We start from the raw sequence: 22,046 nt of genomic DNA, 5'->3' as shown, positions 1-22,046 counted from the left end.
CCGGCCCGGGCTGGTTCAGGCGCGGTCGATCGGAAAGGCTACCACCTGGTCAATGCGCTCCGCTTCACAGGCCAGCATCACCAGCCGATCCACGCCAAGGGCAACGCCGGCACAATCGGGCATCCCCGCAACCAGAGCCTCCACCAGACGCTCCTCGAATGGCCGAACCGGCCTGCCGTGCGCCTCGCGGTAGCGCTGGTCTGCTTCAAAGCGACGCAGTTGCTCCGCGGCATCGGTCAGTTCCCAGTAACCGTTCGCCAGCTCCATTCCACCTACATAGGCTTCGAAGCGCCGCGCGACGGGAACCCCCTGCTCGTCCTCTTCCACCCGCGCCAAGGCCGCCTGGCTCGCCGGGAAGTCATACAACAGCGTGATACCGGAACTCATGCGCGGCTCGATGTAGTGGCTCATCAGCAGGTCGAGACACTCATCCCGCCCGGCCGGCTCGAAGGAAATGTCCAGATGCTCAGTCACGCACGCCTTGAGCTCGGCGAAGGTCGCCCGGTGTGGATCCAGCCCCAGCATTTGCAGGAACAATGCCCGGTAGCTGTAGGAGCAGACGCGCGAGATCTTCAGCAGCCGCGACAGGAGCTCCCCCACCTCGATCATCAGGCGGTGGTCATCCCACCCCAGCCGGTACCATTCCAGCATGGTGAATTCGGGATTGTGGCGGCCACCGGCCTCACCGTCGCGAAACGCCTTGCCAAGGTAGTAGCAATCGCCGAAGCCTCCCGCCACCAGGCGCTTGAGCCCAAATTCCGGGCTGGTTGCCAGATAGGCCCGGTCCCCGCTGCAGTCGGCACTGATGGACTCAATGTGGGGATCACTGGTGGCGCGGCGGGAAAGCACCGGCACTTCCACTTCGAGCACATCGCGCTCAGTGAAAAAACGCCGGATATCGGCCAGCAGTGTGGCGCGGCGGCGGAGATTGTCCAGGGGGGCGGTCGGGCGCCAGAGAGCATCAGCCATGGGTATCAGGCAGCAAAAATGATCTGAGAGGTTGAGTGTAGTTGCCGAACGGCAGTGATCCCGAACGTGAACGCCGGGTATCAGGTACAGTTTTGGTACCTGCCAGCAGCATCAGGCGCTGCCGACAGGACACTGGGTGAGACTGCAGTAGCCAGGTTTGCACCCACAATTCTGGCCGCCGCCGAACCTGCTCACAGGTGCCTGCCGGGACGGCCTTGTCGCGATCAGTCTTCCTTGGCGCGACCCAGGTATTCAGCGGAGCGCGTGTCCACTTTGATCGTGTCGCCAATTTCCAGGAACAGCGGCACCTTGACCACAGCACCGGTAACCAGGGTCGCCGGCTTGGTGCCACCCTGAGCGGTATCACCGCGTACACCCGGATCGGTATCGGCGATTTCCAGGATAACGTGGTTGGGCGGAGTCACCGCCAGCGGCGCGCCGTTATACAGGGTTACCACGCACACGTCCTGTTCCTTCAGCCACTTGGCCGCATCGCCAACAGTGCTCGCATCGGCCTGATGCTGCTCGAAGGTCTCCGGCTCCATGAAGTGGAAGAACTCACCGTCGTTGTAGAGATATTCCATATCGCGGTCCATCACGTCCGCGGATTCCAGGCTCTCACCGGAACGGAAAGTACGCTCCCACACGCGACCGGTCTTCAGGTTGCGCAGCTTGACGCGGTTAAACGCTTGCCCTTTACCGGGCTTGACGAATTCATTTTCCACAATGGAGCAAGGGTCGCCGTCCAGCATTACCTTGAGACCGCCCTTGAATTCGTTGGTGGAGTAGCTAGCCATAAATAAAGAAAGCCCTAATGGTCATCACAGAATGGGGCGGGATTATACAGGAGTGACGCAGCAAGAACGAACAGCAAGCTCTAGCAATCGCTAAAACAGTAGGCTGAAGGGATCTCGACGGCATAGAAAGCGCCAGCAAAGGCGGCAACAATAACCAGTCCCAGCAGTAAACCCAGCAGCATCACCGCTATGGCCAGGCGGTCACGCAAACGCTGTGACAGGTGACTGCGCAACAGCCAGCGCAGGCCACAGGCCACATGGGAAAAGAATGCCGCCACGGCAAGCGTGTAATACGGCATGAAGAACAGCGGGAAATAACCCAGGTGCAAACCGGCAGCGGCAAAGTAAAAGTTTGTATCGACGCCCTGAACCGTCCGCCCGTACAGCACCGCACCGACATGAAAAAGAAGGAAGAACGCGAGATACCCACCGGAAATCGCCTGGACGTGGTCGAAAAAGCCCCGGCGTTTACCCCAGCGGCGCGCGATAAACACCAGCCCGGACGCCACCTGAAACAGCACACAGGTCAGCAACACAGGCTCAATGACCGGCGCGCGGTATATGTGCCGGTACTGCTCCATATAGGCGATATGGGCATCCACACCCAGGAGCGCCAGCATATGATTGGCAATATGACCGGCAACGTAACAGCCGATCAGCAGGGCCGAGATTCGGTGCAGCCTGTGCAGCATGGGAGCAGCCTCCTACGTCAAAATTGCCCGAGTGACGGATCCTGTGACGGGCGTGACCAAATCGGCCGCGCCCGTCGCCACCTATACCAGCGGACTCTCACCGCTGCCGGACAGGGCGCGCAATGCACGGCGGGCAAAGTAGGCAAATGTGGCCTGAATCCGCTTTTCCTGCAGAACCCAGTCGTGCGCTTCGGTCGCCAGTACCGAGTCGATTTCCTGGATGGCTCCGGCGGATTCGGCCAGCAGCTGCAGTTTGGCGGCGCGCTCGCACTGAATCGCGATCACACATGCCTCCTCGACCGAGCGGCACGCGACCACCAGCCCGTGGTGGGCGAGCAACGCGGCGCGCTTGTTTCCAAGCACACCCGCGATAATTTCGCCCTCACCGTTCCCAACCGGGACGCCAGGCCACTTTTCGAGTAACGCGACATCATCATGCAACAGGCAGGTGTCCATATGCGCAATTCGCAGCGGACGAGCCAACATGGACAACGCCGAGATGTGCAGGGGATGGGTATGCACAATACAGTTTACGTCCGGCCGCGACCGATAAATCCAGGAGTGAAAACGATTGGCCGGGTTGGGCATCCCTTCTCCGGCTACCAGTTCCAGATCCTCATCGACGACCAGTAAATTGGAAGCATTTATCTCGTCAAAGCCGAGGCCGAGCCTCTGGGTGTAATAGGTGCCCGGCGCCTCAGCACGCGCAGTGATCTGTCCCGCGAGGCCTGAATCGTGTCCTTCGCCAAATAAAATCCGGCAGGTAAGCGCTATTTTTTCCCGCAGCGACCAATCCGGCATTGCGAGGTGCCGGGTCATTTTCTCTCGCGCATTTTGCACGAGTGTTTCCTTATCCAGCATCATTGTGTCGGCCATGAAAAATCTCTCCTCTCAGGATCAATAACCGGTGGCAATAGGTCACTCATGCTGGAATTGCTTCGCGCATGCGATCCTGCTCTGGCTGCGCAGTCTGCGTTTTCCGAAAACAATCTTCGATAGAGTCAAAGAAATGGAGGCGCGCATCAACCATGTCACGCCCGGCGTTCAACATCACGTCAATCTGGGAGGGATCCCTGTCCGCGATGCCCACCATAATGTCCCGAATAGTCTCCGCATGGCCGTCATCACACTCGATATGCAACAGGAAAAATTCCAGTGCCTTGTCACTCACACCCTGAGCGCGAAAACCGGCGACGATGTCGCTATACAGCGGCGGAACCAGCGCTTCTGCACCCAGGCACAATGCGCCCAAACCGGCACTGGGCGACAAATCGCGGCAATGATGGAACATCCGTTCTATTAATCGACGAGTGCCAGGCAGCATGGGGCTCCGCGCAAGATCGATATCAAAGTGCCGCAACATATCGCGGAATATCAGGTGATGGGGCTGTGGGCTTCCGGGCTCAAGGCCCAATTCTTCAAACAGGTTTTCTGCCAGCGCCAACACCGCATCGTTATCCGGAAGGCTAGCCATCATCGCGCACAGGTAGCGGGTAAAGTAAGCGCTGTAGAGGCCCTGTTGCGCGAGAAAAATCTTCAGCTCCGCGAGCGGAACATCCCCTGTTCGACAGCGCTGCAAAAATGAGTGCCCCCTGGCACGTTCGATCAGGGCTTCTTTATTATTTTCAAGCAACTCAAGGTACATATCCATCTGGAGTTTTCTCCTTTCAATTCCAGTGTGTGTACAGTTTAAACCGGCCGATTGCGACCTCATCGGCATTTGTTCTCAGTTTTGCCCGGAGGTACCGATTACCCCCCCTGACTGTCATGAAATTGAGATAAAATTTTCCTATCTATGGCTAACCGCAGCGGCATACTTCAACAAATTCGGATTTAATGGAGGTGAAACGACTTGAGCCCGCAAATGGAAGTGGTTCGGGCATTGCCTGATTTGTTGGCAGCGAAGACCATCGAGCAGGTCAAAACGCATATCGAGCAAGCAGTCAACGCCATAGGGTTTGACTTTTTTCTTATCGGTGTCGAGGGAAAAGCGGGATCCGGAGATCCCCGCTATCGGGTGCACACCAACTATCCGCGCTCCTGCGTAGAGCGCTATAAACATCAGGGCTGGGAGAAGCTCGACCCCGTGGTTGGTCACTGCCGGCAGTCGCTGGTACCGCTCATTTGGCACAGGGCCCACTTTCCCGGACAGGCCAGCCAGCTGTATGAAGAGTCGGTGTCGCACGGTATCGCTTCCGGAGTCGCCACCGCACTTCACAGCGCCGTGCACAACCGCGCTATGATGATCACGGTAGCTAACGGGGCGGGTTTTGATGAGCGCCTGGAATCCTGGTTGACCGAAACTTTGCCGACGATTCACTTGATGACGTCGTATGCGTATGAAGCCATCTGCCGCATCGAGGAGTCCGCGTTTGAGTGCGCCGTGAAGCTGACCCGGCGCGAGGGCGAATGCCTGCACTGGGCGGCAGCGGGAAAATCCTCGTGGGAAATTTCGCGCATCCTCAGTTGTTCGGAAGCCACTGTGAATTTTCACGTCAGGAATATCATCCATAAGCTGGGCGTCTCTAATCGGCGACAGGCTGTTGCGCGGGCACTTTCCCTGAGGCTGATCCATCCCTGATCCCACCCCGCCCACGGCAAGCAACGCCATGGGCGGGTTCAAGACAGTCAATGTCAGCTGGTTAACATCGCCCCGGCCTTCGCCGCCGGGCGCTCGACCAGGCCGCGCAATTCCTGTCGCTTGAGTTTGCCACTGGGCGTAGTGGCAATGTCCTCGACCAACTCGATGCGGTCAGGTCGCAAGGCCCGCGGATGCAACTCGTCGCGGATGCGTTTCATCAGGTCATCGATCAATGCTGTCGCCGTGTAGCCATGACTTTTTGCCACCACATACGCTCGCAACCGCGTCAAACCGTCCGGTGTTTCCACGGGCAATGCCGCCGCTTTTTCGACTCGCTTGTCCGCGAGCAGAAATTCCTCCAGCTCCTGCGGGCTTACCCAGTGGCCCGCCACTTTGATGCGCTCACTGATGCGGGATACAAATTGGTAGCCGGCCTCTTCTCGCAGAAACAGGTCGCCCGTATCAAACTCGACCGGCACAGGCTCGCGCAGGCAATCGGTATCCGCATTCAGGTACCCCAACATCAGGCAGCCATTGCTGAGAGCAAGGGATAGCGAGCCGTCATGCCCGTGCCTGGTTTCGGTATAGTGAAAACCCGCCACACGCTGCAGTGCACGCGCGCCCTGCGAACATTCCGACAGGTAAGGTGCAAAGGTTTCCGTGGTGCCGATCGAGTTCAGCATCTGCGAGCCACTCCACGCTTCCCAGCGCTGGCGAATAACCGGCGGCAATCGCTCACCCGCAGACATGGAAAGGCGCAGGCTGTCCAGGTGGTAATTCCGCTGCGCGCGGGCCATGAGCAAGTGATATAAGGTTGGAACGGCGAGGAAAACGCTTACTGCCTCCGCCTCGATAACATCGAGGAAATCCGTGTGCTGCTGCCACTGCGGCAGCATCACTGCAGTGGCGCCCTGACTCAGGGGTACATGCAATCCCTGCAGGCCGAAGGAGAAATACGGACCACTGCTCGCCAGTACGCGATCATCTGGCCGAATGCCCCACATGGGGCGTGTCACTGTGCGCTCAAATTCCCAAAAGGCCCGGTGGCTGTGCACACACAGCTTTGGATTGCCCGTGGAGCCTGAAGTCGCAAGCACCAGTGCCGGGCGTAAATCCAGACTGGCAGACAACGCGCTCACTTCTGCGGGTTGCGGCAACGCCGATCCAGCACTGACCAGTTCCTCGACCGATAGCATCGGTTCCGCACCCTGACCCAGGGCCGCTTCCGCGCAGCGGTCAGCCAGGATCAGATCCGGATCGAAACCTTCCCACAAGGTGGCGTACTGATCTTCAGGAAGCGCGGGGTGCACCAGAAAAGGCAGGTGGCCCGCGCGCATTGCCGCAAGCCAATACACAACATTCTCCAGAGTGGCGCCGCCCACAAGGGCAATGTGTCTTTGAAAACGGCTACCCGCTAATTGCACGTGCAATTCCCGCACGGCTGCCAAAGTCGCACGCTGCAATTCACAGTACGTCAGGGTGCGGCGGCCAGCCAGATTACACTCCACCAACGCAGGGTGGTTTCCGCGCCCGGCACGGACATGGCGATCAACCAGCAGGTCGACATTATTTGATCTGGCATCAATATGGATCACGGCAAAATTTCTCTCTGTTCAGCAAATTGGACGATGAACCCGGTCTGGCCGGCGGGTATTAAATTGCGCTGTGCTATACAGCCACTTCCACCTCATCCCTTGTCTCCCTGCAAGCAAATGCGATTTCTGTGGTGGTGCCACCGCGAAATACGTCCAGTAAGCGCCCGAGGGTCCGCGCGGGATTTGCCCGCTGAAATATATTGCGCCCCACGCACATACCGCCCGCGTTATAGCGCCGGACCGCAGCCGCAAGATCGAGCAAGGCGCGCTCATCGGCCAGTGTCCCACCAGCAAACAGCACCGGTGTGTGGCTCTGGATCCCGTCCAGCATTTCGGGCACCGCCTCCAGGGACGTCGGCGCCGCCACCTTCAGCGCATCCACGCCCAGTTCCACCGCAGCGCGCATGAAGTGCCGGATGCGCAGCAGCGCCTGGCCAGTGGACGGCGACTTGTCGTACACCATGCTCATTACCGGCAGGCCCCAGGCGTGGGCCTGATCCACCACCTGGCCCATCAAACGCAAATTGTGCGAAGCGGTCGCGGCGGAAAAATTCGTTTGTACGGAAACGGCATCGGCACCAAGGCGAACCGCAGCCTCGACGCTCGTTACCAGATGTTTTAAATCCGGTTTTTCATCGAGACTGAGAGACCCGGTAAGATGAACCACCAGGCCGCATTCGAGATCGCCAGCGAGCCGTGCGGCCAGCCCCTTGTGCAAAACCACTCCGGTAACTGCACCTGAATTGACCCATGAAAAAATATCTTCGGGCCGGGCTATTCCGGAGATGGGTCCCATCGTCAGGCCGTGATCGAGCGGAACGATCAGCGCCCTGCCGGACTGCGGATCAACAAAACGCTGCCAGCGACGCTTGCGTGCCATTTCAGTCATTGAACTGTCTCCTTTCCATGTTTCGGGCCAGGGTCACCGATCGGATAAAACAGCGCGGATTGGCCGTCTAAGAATTTTTCGCGTGGGGATGGCGCTGGCGCAGGCTGCAATCAAAACGACTGCTAATGCCGCCGCGATATAAGTTGGCCATACCCACGCCAGATCGACCGGCACCGCATTGCTCGAACCCGGTGGCGTCCACATGATCTGAGCCCGGCGTACGGCCAGCACAATGAGAGATGCACCGCCGATGCCCAGTGCCGCTGCGCCCAGCGCCAGCCAGCTGTTCTCAAGTGCAGTGAGGCCGAGAACGAAACGTCGCGGGAAGCCAAGACTGCGCAACGTGGCGAATTCGCGCGCGCGCTGCGAAAAATTCATGTAGCTGGCATTCAGCAGACTGGTGAACCCAATCGCACAGGCAATAAATGCGATGAAATTGAGAAAGCCACCAAGTACCGCCTTTACCTGCACATAGAATGCGGCTCGATCAGACCAGCGGAACACTTCGACCCCCTCGACGCCCTCCGCTTGCAAAGCTGCAGCGATACGATCGCGCGCTGCGCTGAGGCTGACGCCCTCGCGCAGCAGCACGTGATATTCGCTGACATCCGAGGTATTCAGCAGGCTCTGGGCATCGGCCATCGGCAGCACCACCAGGCGATCGTTCACCTCCTTGATCCCCCAATCCATAATGCCGGTGGGCTGTGCCTGTATCACATTGATGCGCGCGGTTCCGCGCGTTGCCGCGGTAAGCTCAAGTGGGATTTCAGGGCAGTCCAGCGGACGCGAGACCGGTGTATCACCAGGTTGCAGCGGTGCAAAGCCGGTGTCGGGAACCTGACAGCCGAGAATGGCCGCAAGGCCCTGGCCGAGAATCAGCGGTTGCGCACGTGTCTCCATCCACAGCGGTGTGCCGGCGACCACGTCAAACTCGTAGGCAGGCCCTTTGATCTGGCGAATTTCCTGCACGTCCTGGCCAATACCGGCAAAAATCGTGCTGACCGTCGCGTTCGACACCATGCCGGAAATACGCAGTATGCGGGCACTCGTAACAACATCTGCATCGCCCTTGAGCACGGCCTCGATGCGGGCCTGCGTTTTCAGGGTAAGCGGTATTTGACCAGCGCCCTCAACCTGTCGGGCCAGATCAGAAGCCGGCTTTTCAATCACCAGATGTCCACGCGCTCCCCAGCGCATAAAGGCATCGCGAATCAATTCAACATTGGCCTGCATGTAACCGGACAGCAGGCACAAAGCGAGGATCGATACGCACATCACCGCAAAGGTGCCACGGGATTTGCGCCCATTTCGCCAAAGATTGCGCAACGACATACCGAGCAAAAGAGAGATATTCATGACGCCTCCTACAGGGTCATCAGCGTGTCGACGGAAAACAGGCTTTCAGGCGGATTCGCCCTGGTGACCTGGTCGTACTCAAGCACGCTGTAGCGTTCAGGAAAGTTCGCATTGACGATTTTCATGCGCGAAATAAACGGGAGCTCTGATCCGTCCACCTGCACCCTGTTCCCGTACTCGAAGAAGGCGCGCTTGAAGGTCATGCCACTGGCGGTCAGGAACTCCGCCTTGATGCCCAGGCGTGTGTGCTGATCCAGGTAATAGATAATGGATTCGTAAGTGGCACCCTCGGACGCTGCCGTGAGTTTCAGCTTGTCGCACGGCACACCGTCGATCACTTCAGTACCCAGGTATTCAGGGGTGTAGTCCCGGGCATATTGGGTCGCGGCGATATCGCCATTGGCCGCCTCGCCAACCAGCCGCTGCTGCGGACTGATACTGACGGGTTTGCGCAATCCCGGCTTGGCGTACCACATAGCGCGGGATGCGATGAGGATTTTTTCTCCGCGATAGCGTCGCGGTGCCGTGGTTAACGCAATCGCTCGACCGTCGCGCACCGCAATGTCGTACTGTGTATCCGTCGCGCCAGCGGGGTCTTCCGTACGAATATGCAGCTTCCACTGATAACTGCCCCATCCTCCGCGGGCGAGATCTGCCGAGCGCAACCAGTCGCGCAGTACATCCACGCCCGGCGCTGCCGCGCCTTCACTGGCCACATCTTGGCTTTGCGCCTGCGCAGGCGCTGGAGGCAATAATCCCAGTGCGAATAACAGGCAGGCGCCGGACGCCAGCAAGCGCGTAAGTGGCACCCCGCGGGTACCCGGCCGCACATCTCCGCCAATCCGCCTTCTGGCACTGAGCAGCGCGCCCAAGGTAATACCGGCACCCATGCATGCCGTTGCCACGAGGGCCCAGTACAACGGCAGTTCCAGTGCCAGCGCAGTCGGCTCAGCGATGCGCGGCAGCTGGGTTTCCACACCGGAAGCGCGCAAACCGATGTTCGCAATGTATGCGGAAATTATTGCCAGCAGCGCCGCAGCCAACGTAGTGAGCACGCTTTCGCGCAGGAAAACGCCGGCAACGCGCCCGCGGCTAAAACCCATTGCCCGCAACATGCCGATCTCCCGGGTGCGATCTGCAATATTCATGGCCACAGTGTGCTGGATAGTGATCAGGGCGATGGTGAATACGACAATACCCGTGAATGCAAACACCATGGTGAAAAATCCCATGAAGCTGGCATAGAGCTGGCCAATTTGCGGATGATCCCAAGTGGTCACTTCAAAGCGATCCGGTGCGCGGCTCGCCAACGCCGCAGCCAGCTCGCGACGAAAATCTGCACTGTGGGAGCGATCGTCCAGCTGAATGAGCACGCGCGATACCGCGTCCGTGTCGTAGAGTGATTGCAGCAGCGTCAGCGGCGCCTTCAGCCCCTTGTCTTCAATCGCCTCGATACCAGTGGAAAATTCACCCGCTAGTGGTGCCTCAATCGCATTCATACGATTGGCATAGGAGGCACTGAATAACTGCAGCTCAGTACCGCGCTCCGGGTAGCGGAGTAAATCCTGCAATTGTGTGGTGAGCAGCAGACCGTCGTCCGGCAGGCTTGTCGTTGGCGCCAGGGGACTTTCTGCCTGCAGTACTTTCTCAAACTCCGGGTCGACACCACGCGCCAAAAATACCGCGCTCTCGCCACCGGCCTGTACCATGCCGACACCCATCAGCTGCTCGGACGCGCGCAGGAAGTACGGCAGGCTGGCAGCGACCTCACGAATCATTTGCTGATCCGTTCGATCCAGGGAGTACTTGGCCGGGCTGGCAGCCAGTTGCGCGGGGCCGTCCTTGCGGTAGACCTGCACATGGGCATTCACATCCCGATAGATCACCACCGATGCCAGCGAGCTCTCTACAAAGCGGATATACCCGAGAAACATCAGCACTGCGAACAAACCGACGCCTACTGCAATGACCGTGGCAATAGTGCGACGCCGGTCGCGATAGAGATTGCGAAAAGCGAGGGCCCACATCACGCCACCTCACTCTCGCCAGTTGCCATTGCGGTGCTGTCCGCTTCCGCATGCAGCTGTGTATCCGCAGCCGCCATCAGGCAGCCATCACGCAACTCCACTACGCGATCAACATGCGACAACAAACGCTGGTCGTGCGTGGAGAAAACGAATGTCACTTGCTGTTCCCGGTTGAGGTTCTTCATCAACTCAACCAGTGACAGTGCACTGGCGCTGTCCAGGCTGGCTGTGGGCTCGTCTGCAAGAATCAGTTTGGGCTCGGTGACCAACGCCCTGGCAACCGCGACGCGCTGACGCTGCCCACCGGAAAGCTGGTCCGGAAGAAAGTCGGTGAAACGCGACAAGCCCACAGACTCTAGTGCGCGATGCGCGCGACGATCCATTTCCGATTTTGGCAGTTTGTGTAAATACAGGGGTAGTGCAACGTTCTCCAGCGCGGTGAGCACAGGAATCAGGTTGAAGTTCTGGAAAATAATCCCGTAGGTCTGGCTGCGCAGCCTATCCAGCGAGCGATCATCCAGCTGGTTAACTGGCTGCCCCAACACGCGAATTTCGCCATCACTGGGGTAATCCAGGCACCCTATCAGATTCAGCATGGTGGTTTTGCCGCTGCCACTGGGACCAGTCAAGGCAACAAAGTCGCCTCTAGCTACGGCAAAGTCGACCTGCTCCAGGGCGGTCACTTCCAGCTCGCCGAGCCGATAGCGTTTACTGACGGACTTGAATTCGACCAGGTTCATTTTTTCTCCTTGTTTCCTTAACTCTCACCATCGATTCCGTCGCCTAGAAAAAGGCGTCCACCGCGAAATAAATACTGCGTGTTACCGGCTGGCTCATTTCCAGTTCGCGACCAGCGCGGCTGTGCGACACGCCCAGATAAAGGGTGCTGGTGTCACCGGGACTAAAAGACAATTCGGAAAACGCGCTGGTGCTGCTGCGATCCAGGCCCTGTAAAAACCGCGTGGTCAAACCCCAACGGCGGTCGCCAAACAGTTTCGGCCAGGTGCCTTGCACCAGTAGATATTGCGACTGCACAAAAGGGTGCAAGGGACGATTGCGCGACGGCCCGCGCCCGGCCGACGGGTAGGCGGCAAGCAGTGGGTTTCGTATTTCCTCGTCACTGAGTGCGAATCCGTTGTAAATGAGCTCCACGCCGATCTCGGCACCAGAGGTGGCGCCGTAGCGCAGGTTCGCAACACCGTCCCAGCGCGAGCGCTGGCGGTTCTGCAACAGTCCCGCCGCATCGGCTTCACCGTCCGCGTAGCCGCGCGAGGCTGCGACCTCCGCCCCAATCGTCCACGCATCACCAATACCGTGCTGAACGTAGCCGCCGACGTAGGGACGAAACCCTCCGCCACCACCGGTGACGGCGCCGGCTGTTGTCAGCTGGCCTTCCACCCAGTTCCATTCCGCCCGCGCCAGTGAAAAGCCCCCGTCACTGTCGATACCCGCCACATCATCGAGGCGAGGGTCCGCAACTAGCGCCGTGACCCGTCCGCGTGAGGAAAAGTTCGCACTGCCAAACACCATCGGCTTACCCGGAATATCGCGCCGCGGCGTGACCGCACCGTTGTCGGGAAACAGGCGATTGGTCGGGCTGTACAGCAGCGAAGGCCCCCATCCCATCAGCCGTTTGCCGGCGCCAATGCGCACACTTTTCCCGGATTCATGCAGGACATACCCTTCTGCCAGCCAGTCCGGCTTCGGATCCGGAAGCGCAGCCGGCCGGTCATGCCTGTCTGCCACCAGGCGCGGTTTGAGAATCAAGCGGGTTCCCTCGCAGGGAACCGCATTGCAGCGCAATTGGAAGTCCAGCCTCAATTCGGCGGCGCTGCGCTGGGCGGAGTCGCCACCCAGCGGCGCAAACAATTCTTCACGCTCATGTAGCAACTGCAGGGTCCACTCGCTTTCGCTGGCCCAGCGGGTTCCTGGATCTGCCGCAAACGCCCAGTTCGTATCGGCCGACGCGGGCGATACAGCAACACCGCACGACCATGCGATGATCAGGAGGAATGCAGTTCGCTGACGTCGCATGGTGTGTACTCACGGTCGCGGGAAGGAATCTGTTGGGCGGCTTGCAGCAGGTCGCTGTAACGTTCACGCAGCTGTCTTTTCAGGGTTTTTCCGGTCGCGCCGATCGGAAAGGCCTGCCAGTCGATAACCCACAAATGCGCCAAATGCTGGGATTGGGAAAGCAGCTGATTCAGTTCGTTGTGCAGGGCCTGGGGATCTGTGGTCTGCGCTTCGCTGCGCAGTGCCACTACCGCTGCGGGCACCTCCTGTGCGCCTTTTTCGGGGCACACGCCAAAAACACAGGTGTCGAGTACCGCGGGATGTTTCAGCACGATTTCTTCAATCGGCAGCGTGTAAACTACGCCTCGGGCGGTGTGCATCACATCGACTTCACGATCGAGGTGCACGACCTCGCCATCATCACCGAGTCGCACCATGTCACCGGTAAACCACCAACCATCACGCGTTGCGGAATAGAACACATCGTGGGCATTCCAGTACCCGCCGAACATACTCTTGCCGCGAATCATCAAGCGCCCCACCTCGCCTTGCGCTACGGGGTTACCCATGGCATCAGCAATTTTTATTTGCGGCCCCAGCGGGGTGCGGCGACCAACGCGGCGACCGAATTTTTTCGTCCACGGCGTGGTGATTCGCAGTAGCGCGGCAATACCAACCTCACTGGAACCCAATCCATCAACAAAAAGCGAGCCGCGAAACGGAAGACCTATACGTTTGAAGAATGAGCCATGGGGCAAAAGCGCGCGCTGATGAACTTCGTGGCTGGCGTCGGCGGTCGTGCCCCAGATTCGCAGGCACTCCAGATCCAGATCGGTGACGCCTGCTTCGATCAGGCGGGTATAAGTAATCGGGAACCCGAAGAAGATGCTGGGTTTGCGCCGCCGCAGCAATTGCATCAGGCCATCGGCGGTCATCTCGCCATCGAGAACACACGGAACCCCCATCAGTAAAACACCGTGCAGATAGAGGTGGGACACCTGATGGTTTAGTGGCAAGGCAAAACAGGCGAGATCACGGGGAGAAACCGGATTGAATAGCACAATCGAACGCAGCGACTGCGCGATACCTTCCTGCTTGAGAATAACGCCTTTGGGAACGCCGGTAGTACCGGACGTATGCACGATATACAGCGGATCCGCCGCGCCGCGTCTGCGCATCGGTGCCGGAGATAGATCAGCAGCCAGCAGGTCGGCCAGGGCGTGTTGCCAAACGGGCGCCTGCTCGCAGTGCTCTAACTGGTCAACCACGACCATTTGCCTCAGAGATGCAAAGGGAAACTCTTTTCCAAGATTGGCAAGTTTCTCCCATCCTCCGGCATCGCTCATGAGCAACTTTACACCCACGCGTTCCATGTAACCTGCCGCAATATCCGCGGCCACATTGACATTGATTGGCACCGCGATGGCACCTATACGCAGCGCCGCTACCGAAAATATAAAGTAGTCAAACTGATTGGATTTATAGATAGCAACCCGGTCACCCTCATTGACGCCCAGGTGATGGAGGCACGCCGATATCCGATTGGCCACAGCGAGAATGTCCATGGCGCTCCACTGCTTCTTGTCACTCCAACTCAGGGGCTGCGCCAGTTCCACCAGTTTGCGGTCGCCGTGACGATGCGCGGCATACTCAAGCACGGAGTCAACCCGGTCATCCCACCGCGCCAGCAAGGCAAGGCGACCGATAAATCCCAGGCGTACAAAGATAAAAAACAGATATCCCAGAACGACAAGGAATGCGGCCAGTAATAAATCAGTCATTTCTGTTTTAACTCCGAACAGGAATCCATGTCGTCCAGCAGTTGCTGTAACGTTTCGAGATAAGGTGCGACGAACTGCTGTTTGATATCGCTGAACACGGCGCGGCGATATACCAGGTCAAGTTGCATACGCCCATTAACCGTAGGGGTGTAGAGAATGAAATCGTACGGCGGCACCAGACAGCCAAAACCCACATAGCTCTGGGTGGCGTGTTCAAGGGATCCGAACTCGGAAAAGTTCTCCTCGATGCGCCCCGGGTTCGAATAGCAGGCATTGGTTCCCTGGCATCGGTTCAGCATCGTTCGCGTCAGCCCGCGCAAGCGGCGCAGGCGCAGCAGAGGCAGCAAAGCTTCAAGGCGACCGAGCTCGGTGCCAACCTGCTGGTCACTGCGCGCATGGCCAATTGCCCGGTGCACACTGCGCACCAGTGATAAGGAGTCCTGGCCCCGGTGCAGGCGGATATTGCTGGGGATCAGGTAGTTGCGGAAGCTGCGATCGTAATCCCGCTCAATAAGGCGGCGTAAGCTGACCGCACAGGTAATCCGCAGATGACCATTCGCCACACTGCCAGCAGTGCGATCCATCATTTGCGCCAGCGCCGCACACAACACCGTATTGACCGTAACACCAGCGGTGCGCGCAGTCCGCGCCACGCGGGATTCCAGTTCCAGCGGCATCAGGCTTTGAAAGAAATCGAGCTGCGCGATCGCATTGTGCCCGGTACCTGGCTCCCACCGCTGGCCGGCATAGTCGACCGCTAAGCCACCGTCGCTGCGCACCAGATCCGCAACAACGCTGAAGCCCGCCCGCAGCAAGCGCAATGCTCGCGCCAGCGGCCGATACCACTGGGGGCGGATTCGCGGCAAAGGGGAAAATGGCAGCTCGCTGGCTGGAGGCGTAACCCCCGGTACTCCGCTCAGATACGCGTAATGATCGATGATTGAACGCAGTAGCAGACAATCGCTTCGCGCATCGGCAACCCCATGGTGACTGCTCAGGTAAACGCAGGAATTGGTGCCGTCCGCAGCGGTTATCAACAACACCTGCAGAGGCGGGCGCTGCCGCCATGAGAGGCGGTTTTGATCGCTGAAGTCCATCAGCAGGTGACGGAAATCAGAATCGGAAAAATCACAGGCCCCCGCATATTCCCGATGCACAACCCAGTTGTGTGCTGCCGTATCCCTCGGCTGAAGGCGGCCGCCAACCGGGTGTGTATGCAGCAATGGAATCTGCGCGGCCGCGCGGGAAACGCTCTGCTGCAGAATCTCGGGATCCAGACGGCCACTTACGACGATGATCTGGTTTGTGTTGACATTGGCCATTTCCGCCAGATGCTCAAACACTTCCGCCAGAGCGTCCACGGGAGGAAACGCCCCCTGACGTGAAACATCGACTTCAGCTGTTGCTAGCGTAGTCACAACCGGATACCTCAACCGGCCTCAACAGCATGGCGGGCATGCTCGAGTGCGACATCACCGGCATACCACTGACACAGGTTGCGTATCTGCTCACGGGACAGCGGACGCACCGGCGAATGGCGATCGATCGCAGCATCCAGGCTGGATCGATCAAACTGCCATTCGGTCATGGCGAACGGACGGTTGGGCCCGATGGCGCGATCAAACTTCTGTTCCAGTGACGTGGTGGGTTTTCCCAGCCGGGTTTTCACCCGCGCCACTTCACCCCAAACCTTCACCAGCTCGTCTATCGCCACACCGATGCCACCAGCACTATGAAATACTTCGAATTCTGTTCCGACGTCGTTGCGCAGTGTCAGTGAACAGGCATCGTTCGCAAGCTGATCAATGGGAACCAGATCGGGACGAATCCTGGGCAGCAGGTCAAGGGCCAGCTCCTTGTGCCCGGCACGGGCAACGGCCAGCACCGCATCCTGGAACATGTAGAAACCGAAACCATTTCGCAGCGTCCAGCCGGTGTGACTGTGACCGACAACGACGGTGGGGCGGAAAATCGATACCGGCAGTTTGTGCCGCTCATGCAGCAAGCGCAGCGATTGTTCCGCGCTCCATTTGGTCACCTGGTAAGTGTTGACCATTTGACTCTGCGCATGCAGCTGCTCGCGTACCGGCCCTCCGGCGAGCCCGGCCACATACGCAGTGGAAACATAATAGAAGCGGCGGCACCCGCAAGCGCGCTGTGCGACAGCCTGGTAGAGCCGGGCGGTCGTTCCCACATTGGTCTCGAAAGACTGGGCAAGCTTGTGCGCGGAATAGCTCATTTCCGCCGCCACATGCCAAACTTCCGTAATATTTTCCAGCACCTCGTCAGACAAGGTGCTTTCAAGCGTGGCGAAATCGATATCAATAACGCGCAGGTGTTTTTTTACTGCCCCGCTGATGTCCAGTTCAAACCCATGTGCTGCACTCAAAATGGCATTCAAGGTGCGAACGCCATCCGGGTCATTGCGTGATATCGCCGTGACGCCTGCACCGCGGGCGAGAAAGCTGGCCGCAAGTGCGCTGCCAACAAAACCTGTAGCGCCGGTAATCAGTACCTGGTGCACTTCCACACTCCTCTTTTTTGATTGAAGGCAATAAACCAGGCGCACAGCGGCGCCTGGTTGTGGCAGGAATCAAAGTTCGATGATGTGTTCGTCTACCTTTACCCCGACATGGCGTCCGGGCTCGGTACCAAAACCAAGAACGCGGTCTCCCGGTTTCAATTCGGTGACATTGAGGGGTTTGGCCTGATCGGAAAAAATGCGTACATGCCAATCGTCCTGCATGATGATGTTGACCTTGCGGTTCTCCGGGAAAGAGGCTTCGATCAGCAGCAGTGGGCGAATTTCCGTTTTGGTGCGCCCTACATAAACCTGCCTGGTTTCGCCACGGGAATTGACCGTCGTCAACTGACTGCCTGCACGCAGCTCGCTGATGTAAGCGGTGCGATCATTGCTCTGGAACACGTAGCTGTGCACCGATGCCGCATTGATGCGAAACGGCCGCAGTTCCATGTACGGCAAATGGAAAACTTCCGGGCAGCAGAGGAGACCCCCGGTCGACGTGGAGCCGACAAGAATGCCCTCGTCCGGATTGAACATGTGCGTGGTGTCGATACAGGCACGGTAACCGAGTCCCAGGTGCGTTATGCGGTCGATGGTGCCTACCTGGATGTCGATTTTCGGAGAGTCCTGGGCGTCCATCTTGCTGGCAAAGCGATCAAACTGTTCCATGGTGGTAAAGCTGGCCAGCACGCCGTCACTGCCGAGTTCAAGCACCCCCAGAGCGATCACCGCATCGTCCACATCCTGGTGAACTTCTTTCAGCAGCACCGTATTGGTTTTGTGCAGTTCGGCAATAACCAGTTCGAGGGGGATATTGGTGGGATCCTTGAATGACACCATCAGGTGGTCGTAGTGCATTCCCTGGTGGAACGACGCATGCAGGCTTGCCGCGTTGTCGACATGCATACGGAGGCTTGTGCGGTAGCCCGCCTCACGGGCACAGGCCAGTACGTCTGCCTGCTGGCTGGAGATGACAGAGATTTGCTTTTTGCCCGCATCGCTTTCGAGCAGCTCGGCAAACTTCTGCCACTCCTGGCGATTTTCCAGGTGCAATACCCGCTGCAATCGCGGAGACACACCCTGGTCCAGGGACTCGAAATTATCCCCATAAAGCACCACACCGTTGTATCTGCCCTGCCCGAGGCGCTGCACAATAGCCTTGCGTTCTTCGGCGCTCAGGCTGTCCAAAACGCGGGAGTCATACCAGAGTACGTGTTCGCGATTCTCCGGCATTTCGGTGATTGCGGGGAAAAGTGCGGTGTTACTCGGTGGCACCGGTTCAAGAGGTGTGGTTGGTTCACGCTTACCGGCTGCCGCTTGCGCAGCGCTCGATTTGGGTTCTGTTTTTTTCACCGCCGGGCGCTTGCTCTGAACTTGTTCCATGGTTTCCTGACTCACTGATCGAATGGTTAACAGGTGGCTGGGGGGAAAACCGCAATCTGCGGCGATGCCGGGAAGGGGAGGCAGATGTACACTCGGCACCCGACCATCACCCTTCGCCAAATGCGACTGACAAGTCGCCGACAACGGTGCGAAGCCTATGGATCACAGCCGGGAGCGTCACCTAGCAGTTCTGTCAGGTATCCCTCGAAGAAAATATTTGTTACCACGCGGGATCTGTACAAGAAATCGCCACAAAACCGATTTCTGGTACAATCGCGCCTTTTGATGTACAGGCCTATGAGTGCGGATTTGCCAGTGACACATGTTCGGTTGATTGATAGCGGGAGCCGCCGCTGGCAGGAGGAAATGGCTGATCTGGTCACTGACCCGCAGGAGTTACTCGACCTGCTGCAATTGAGTGCCGGGCAGCTGCCACAATTGCAGGCAGCAGCAAAGCTCTTCCAGCTGAGGGTGCCGCGTCCCTACCTCCAGCGTATCCGCGCGGGCGACCCCAATGATCCGCTGCTATTACAGGCACTGCCTTCAGGGCTGGAACTGGATGCCACCCCGGGATTCAGCAACGACCCCCTGGAAGAAGCCAATGCCAACCCTGTGCCGGGCGTGGTTCACAAGTACCGCGGCCGCCTGCTGCTGATTACGGCAGGCCAGTGTGCAATTAATTGCCGCTACTGCTTCCGCCGCGCCTTTCCCTACGGCGACAACCACCTGAACCGCAGCCAGTGGCAGCAAGCCCTGGATTACATCCGCGCCCAGCACGACCTGTGCGAAGTCATCCTGAGCGGTGGCGACCCCCTGGTACTGAACGACCGCCAGCTGGGATGGCTCGCAGGTGAGCTGGCAGCCATTGCGCACGTGGACAAGCTGCGTATTCACACGCGCCTGCCCATTGTTGCCCCCTCGCGGATTAACGATGAATTGCTGTCCTGGTTCGCCAACAGTCGGCTGAAACCCGTGCTCGTATTGCACTGCAACCACGCCAATGAAATCGATGGCGACGTGCGCGCGGCACTGGCCCGGCTGCGCCGCGCCGGGGTCACCCTGCTCAACCAGTCGGTGTTGCTGCGGGGCGTCAACGACTCGGTAGAAGCGCTGGCGGCACTATCGGAAGCGCTGTTCGACGCAGGTGTACTACCCTATTACCTGCACCAGCTAGACCGGGTGCAGGGCGCGGCTCACTTCGAGGTCAGTGATGCGCGGGCAAAGGATCTTGTGGAAGCCATCCGCCAGCGCCTGCCGGGCTACCTGGTACCCCGTCTGGTTCGGGAAATCCCGGGCGAAAGATCCAAAACACCCGTGTGACACGAGTTGACCCGAGCTGGCCCGAGGAAAATTGAGCGCCTTTATTGCATATCAGCACTCAATTCATCTGGCGTAACCTCACATTTCTGTCGCGTGAATCCACCCCAATGAATTGTTTAGGCTGATGCGCCTCGTATACTCCGGAAAGATAAAAACCGGTCATTACCATGCAGGATGCACAAATAGCCGAACCGGAGATCGGGCGGGATGCCCGAGCCGGACGCCGCGACATCAGTCGGCCAGAACCCCGAGACCATCGAAGGGCCGGCAACCCCGGCGACAAACTCACCACCGCAAAGCGCGATTTACCCCGGCTGTCCTGTGGCTGCCGCAACCACCGCCAGCTGCAACGCTGGCTTCGGCACGCCCTTCCCCAGAACATTGGTGATGAAGCGGCACAGCGTCGCGCAGCAACCCTGCGCAGCCTGTTGAGCGAGATCGCCCGCTGGCAGGCCAAAGCCAGCCAGCGGCTCGCTTGCCTGGAAGTTTTGCGGCCCGCGGTGATCGAGCTTGGCCAAAGCCTCGGGCTGGCCCAGCTCCCCCAATACGGCGGCGCCCAGACCCGGGAGGCCCACCGCTCGGTGCAAATTGCCTGTATCCTGCATCAGCACCTCGCTCAGGCATTCTCCAGCGTGTGCGCAGAGCTGGCCAATGATCGCGATACCCCGTTTGCCCGGCGGCACCTGCGCCTGGCCCTGCACCGCGCCAGTGACAGCCTGCGGCGCCTGATTTACATCAGTAGCCAGTTCCATCTCGCCACCCCCAAGCACACCTGGATTCGACTGCAACTGCTATTGAAGCTGGCACGTGAACGGGGACTGAGCCGGCACCGGGTTTTTGACCCGTTCGCGCGCAAGCAGCCAAGTGCCAATGTTCTTGGAATAGAACGTCTTAACACCCCATATCTGCACTGCGCGCTTTTCGCCAGCACCAACCCCCTGCAATTCTCAAGCACCGAACAACAGGACTTGTGGCGACTGTGCGGGCGATGGGCGAAGGACGCGACCATCCTGGATCAGCACTGCCCCGGAAGCCGCGCCCTGCTGGCCAATATCAAACTGGATCAGGCCCCGATCCCGTCGATGCGCCTGCAGAATGCCGGGGTGGAACCCAGACACTTTTCAATACCCCAGGGCTGGACCGTTGACCTCGGCCGGCCACTGCGACATTTGCAGCTCCGCATGCAGCGGCCGGCCGACATTGCGCTCGATGTGCTGCAAAGGGTGCACAACCTGTGGGGTGGGGACCTCAGCCGCGACGGCCGCCGAACCCCGGTGAATGTCCGCTGTGAAGTCGTCATCGGTATTACCGCCATTTGCCACCACCTGAACCGCAGCGCCGCGGCACCGCCGGAAGTCGGGGCGACGTTTGGCTCGCCCGCCCGGGAGACTCAGCGACTGGTCATGGACGTTGGCGCGGTGGATTTCCGCACCGGAGATTCGCTCGCAGAATATGAAGTAGCCCTGCCCAGCGCCCCCACCACGCGACGGGATCACGAGCACCGCGACCAGGGACGCTACCGGAGTATTCCGTGCACCCTGCTCAATACCAGTCCCAACGGCGCGGGCCTGCGCTTACCCCCAGGGGTGCACGGCAAACTCCGCAGTGGCGACCTGATCGGCATCGCTATGAGTGGCCGCTGGGAAGTGGCTGTGGTGCGCTGGCAGTATGCGCTCCCGGATCAGTGCCGCGCCGGGGTTGAGCTGCTCGGCGGTCATACCAGTGCGGTTCGCGTCCACCGCCACACCCGGGATGGACGGCGCACGGATCCCATCGCCGCCCTCCTCACCGGTGACTGCGGCCGCGCACCGGAGCTGATTTTGCCCACCCCACTGTTCCAGCCCGGTGATAGCGTCGATGTGGTAGCCGCCGGGCAAGCCCGCTGCGTGACGCTGCATCAGCGGACACTGGGTACCGGCAGTTTTGCCATCTTCGATTTTTCCTGATCCCGCGCGCTGTACAGTGGCAATGGACTCGATAAGCCCGCTTTGCCGACTATGCACTTGTTCCCCACCGCGCGCGCGGCCTAAACTACTGGCCATGTGGCTATCCTCCTGCGCCCCCTGCATGACTGGTACGGTAGTGCCTGTCTTCAGGGCCATTGGGCGCAAGGGTTGAA

18 protein-coding genes are annotated in these 22,046 nt (G+C 59.2%); 3 read left to right on the top strand and 15 right to left on the bottom strand.

The window, feature by feature from the left end; genetic code table 11:
- Positions 1–15 precede the first annotated feature (15 nt).
- From epmA to ACNKU7_RS01000, 5 genes are all read right to left on the bottom strand, one after another.
- Positions 16–969 carry an EF-P lysine aminoacylase EpmA gene (gene epmA / locus ACNKU7_RS01020; RefSeq protein WP_418295090.1) on the bottom strand — a complete coding sequence of 318 codons (954 nt, stop codon included), beginning with the start codon at positions 967–969 and terminating at the stop codon, positions 16–18.
- A gap of 224 nt (positions 970–1,193) precedes the next feature.
- On the bottom strand, positions 1,194–1,766 hold the full coding sequence (gene efp / locus ACNKU7_RS01015; RefSeq protein WP_418295089.1) for an elongation factor P: 573 nt from the start codon (positions 1,764–1,766) through the stop codon (positions 1,194–1,196).
- A gap of 80 nt (positions 1,767–1,846) precedes the next feature.
- Positions 1,847–2,458, bottom strand: a complete 612-nt coding sequence (locus ACNKU7_RS01010) for a hypothetical protein (RefSeq protein ID WP_418295088.1) — start codon at positions 2,456–2,458, stop codon at positions 1,847–1,849.
- 81 nt (positions 2,459–2,539) lie between these two features.
- The gene (locus ACNKU7_RS01005) at positions 2,540–3,334 is read right to left on the bottom strand and encodes an aldolase (protein WP_418295087.1); all 795 of its coding nucleotides are present in this window, start codon (positions 3,332–3,334) and stop codon (positions 2,540–2,542) included.
- Between the two features lie 46 nt (positions 3,335–3,380).
- Positions 3,381–4,109 carry a TenA family transcriptional regulator gene (locus ACNKU7_RS01000; RefSeq protein WP_418295086.1) on the bottom strand — a complete coding sequence of 243 codons (729 nt, stop codon included), beginning with the start codon at positions 4,107–4,109 and terminating at the stop codon, positions 3,381–3,383.
- Between the two features lie 213 nt (positions 4,110–4,322).
- On the opposite strand from ACNKU7_RS01000, the gene ACNKU7_RS00995 reads away from it, so the two are divergent.
- Positions 4,323–5,039: an autoinducer binding domain-containing protein gene (locus ACNKU7_RS00995; RefSeq protein ID WP_418295085.1), complete on the top strand. Its 717-nt coding sequence runs from the start codon at positions 4,323–4,325 to the stop codon at positions 5,037–5,039.
- A gap of 53 nt (positions 5,040–5,092) precedes the next feature.
- Here ACNKU7_RS00995 and ACNKU7_RS00990 read toward each other — a convergent pair whose 3' ends face one another.
- From ACNKU7_RS00990 to ACNKU7_RS00945, 10 genes are all read right to left on the bottom strand, one after another.
- Positions 5,093–6,634, bottom strand: coding sequence for an AMP-binding protein (locus ACNKU7_RS00990; protein WP_418295084.1), 1,542 nt, complete (start codon positions 6,632–6,634; stop codon positions 5,093–5,095).
- Positions 6,635–6,707: 73 nt separating this feature from the next.
- A complete protein-coding gene (locus ACNKU7_RS00985; protein ID WP_418295083.1) occupies positions 6,708–7,523 on the bottom strand; it encodes a class I fructose-bisphosphate aldolase in 816 nt (271 codons plus the stop codon).
- 33 nt (positions 7,524–7,556) lie between these two features.
- Entirely contained in the window at positions 7,557–8,879 is a 1,323-nt protein-coding gene (locus ACNKU7_RS00980) for an ABC transporter permease (RefSeq protein ID WP_418295082.1), read from the bottom strand.
- Between the two features lie 8 nt (positions 8,880–8,887).
- A complete protein-coding gene (locus ACNKU7_RS00975; RefSeq protein ID WP_418295081.1) occupies positions 8,888–10,906 on the bottom strand; it encodes an outer membrane lipoprotein-sorting protein in 2,019 nt (672 codons plus the stop codon).
- A complete protein-coding gene (locus ACNKU7_RS00970) occupies positions 10,906–11,646 on the bottom strand; it encodes an ABC transporter ATP-binding protein (protein WP_418295080.1) in 741 nt (246 codons plus the stop codon). Before ACNKU7_RS00970 ends, ACNKU7_RS00975 begins: the two co-directional genes overlap by 1 nt.
- 43 nt (positions 11,647–11,689) lie before the next feature.
- On the bottom strand, positions 11,690–12,940 hold the full coding sequence (locus ACNKU7_RS00965) for a hypothetical protein (protein ID WP_418295079.1): 1,251 nt from the start codon (positions 12,938–12,940) through the stop codon (positions 11,690–11,692).
- Complete coding sequence (locus tag ACNKU7_RS00960; protein WP_418295078.1) at positions 12,910–14,700, bottom strand: class I adenylate-forming enzyme family protein; 1,791 nt, start codon at positions 14,698–14,700, stop codon at positions 12,910–12,912. Before ACNKU7_RS00960 ends, ACNKU7_RS00965 begins: the two co-directional genes overlap by 31 nt.
- The gene (locus ACNKU7_RS00955; RefSeq protein ID WP_418295077.1) at positions 14,697–16,118 is read right to left on the bottom strand and encodes a hypothetical protein; all 1,422 of its coding nucleotides are present in this window, start codon (positions 16,116–16,118) and stop codon (positions 14,697–14,699) included. The genes ACNKU7_RS00960 and ACNKU7_RS00955 overlap by 4 nt, the downstream gene beginning before the upstream one ends.
- Before the next feature lie 11 nt (positions 16,119–16,129).
- On the bottom strand, positions 16,130–17,224 hold the full coding sequence (locus ACNKU7_RS00950; RefSeq protein WP_418295076.1) for an SDR family oxidoreductase: 1,095 nt from the start codon (positions 17,222–17,224) through the stop codon (positions 16,130–16,132).
- A 69-nt stretch (positions 17,225–17,293) separates the two neighbouring features.
- Positions 17,294–18,607 carry a 3-dehydroquinate synthase II domain-containing protein gene (locus ACNKU7_RS00945; protein WP_418295075.1) on the bottom strand — a complete coding sequence of 438 codons (1,314 nt, stop codon included), beginning with the start codon at positions 18,605–18,607 and terminating at the stop codon, positions 17,294–17,296.
- A gap of 297 nt (positions 18,608–18,904) precedes the next feature.
- Between ACNKU7_RS00945 and epmB the strand changes: the two genes are divergently transcribed.
- Entirely contained in the window at positions 18,905–19,927 is a 1,023-nt protein-coding gene (epmB, locus tag ACNKU7_RS00940; protein WP_418295074.1) for an EF-P beta-lysylation protein EpmB, read from the top strand.
- 167 nt (positions 19,928–20,094) lie between these two features.
- Positions 20,095–21,873 (top strand): hypothetical protein, encoded by a 1,779-nt coding sequence (locus tag ACNKU7_RS00935; protein WP_418295073.1) that lies wholly within the window; start codon positions 20,095–20,097, stop codon positions 21,871–21,873.
- Positions 21,874–22,046: the final 173 nt, after the last annotated feature.

Source organism: Microbulbifer weihaiensis (genome assembly GCF_048323715.1).
In the GTDB taxonomy this organism is placed as follows: domain Bacteria; phylum Pseudomonadota; class Gammaproteobacteria; order Pseudomonadales; family Cellvibrionaceae; genus Microbulbifer.
This window is presented reverse-complemented; position numbering and strand designations above follow the sequence as displayed.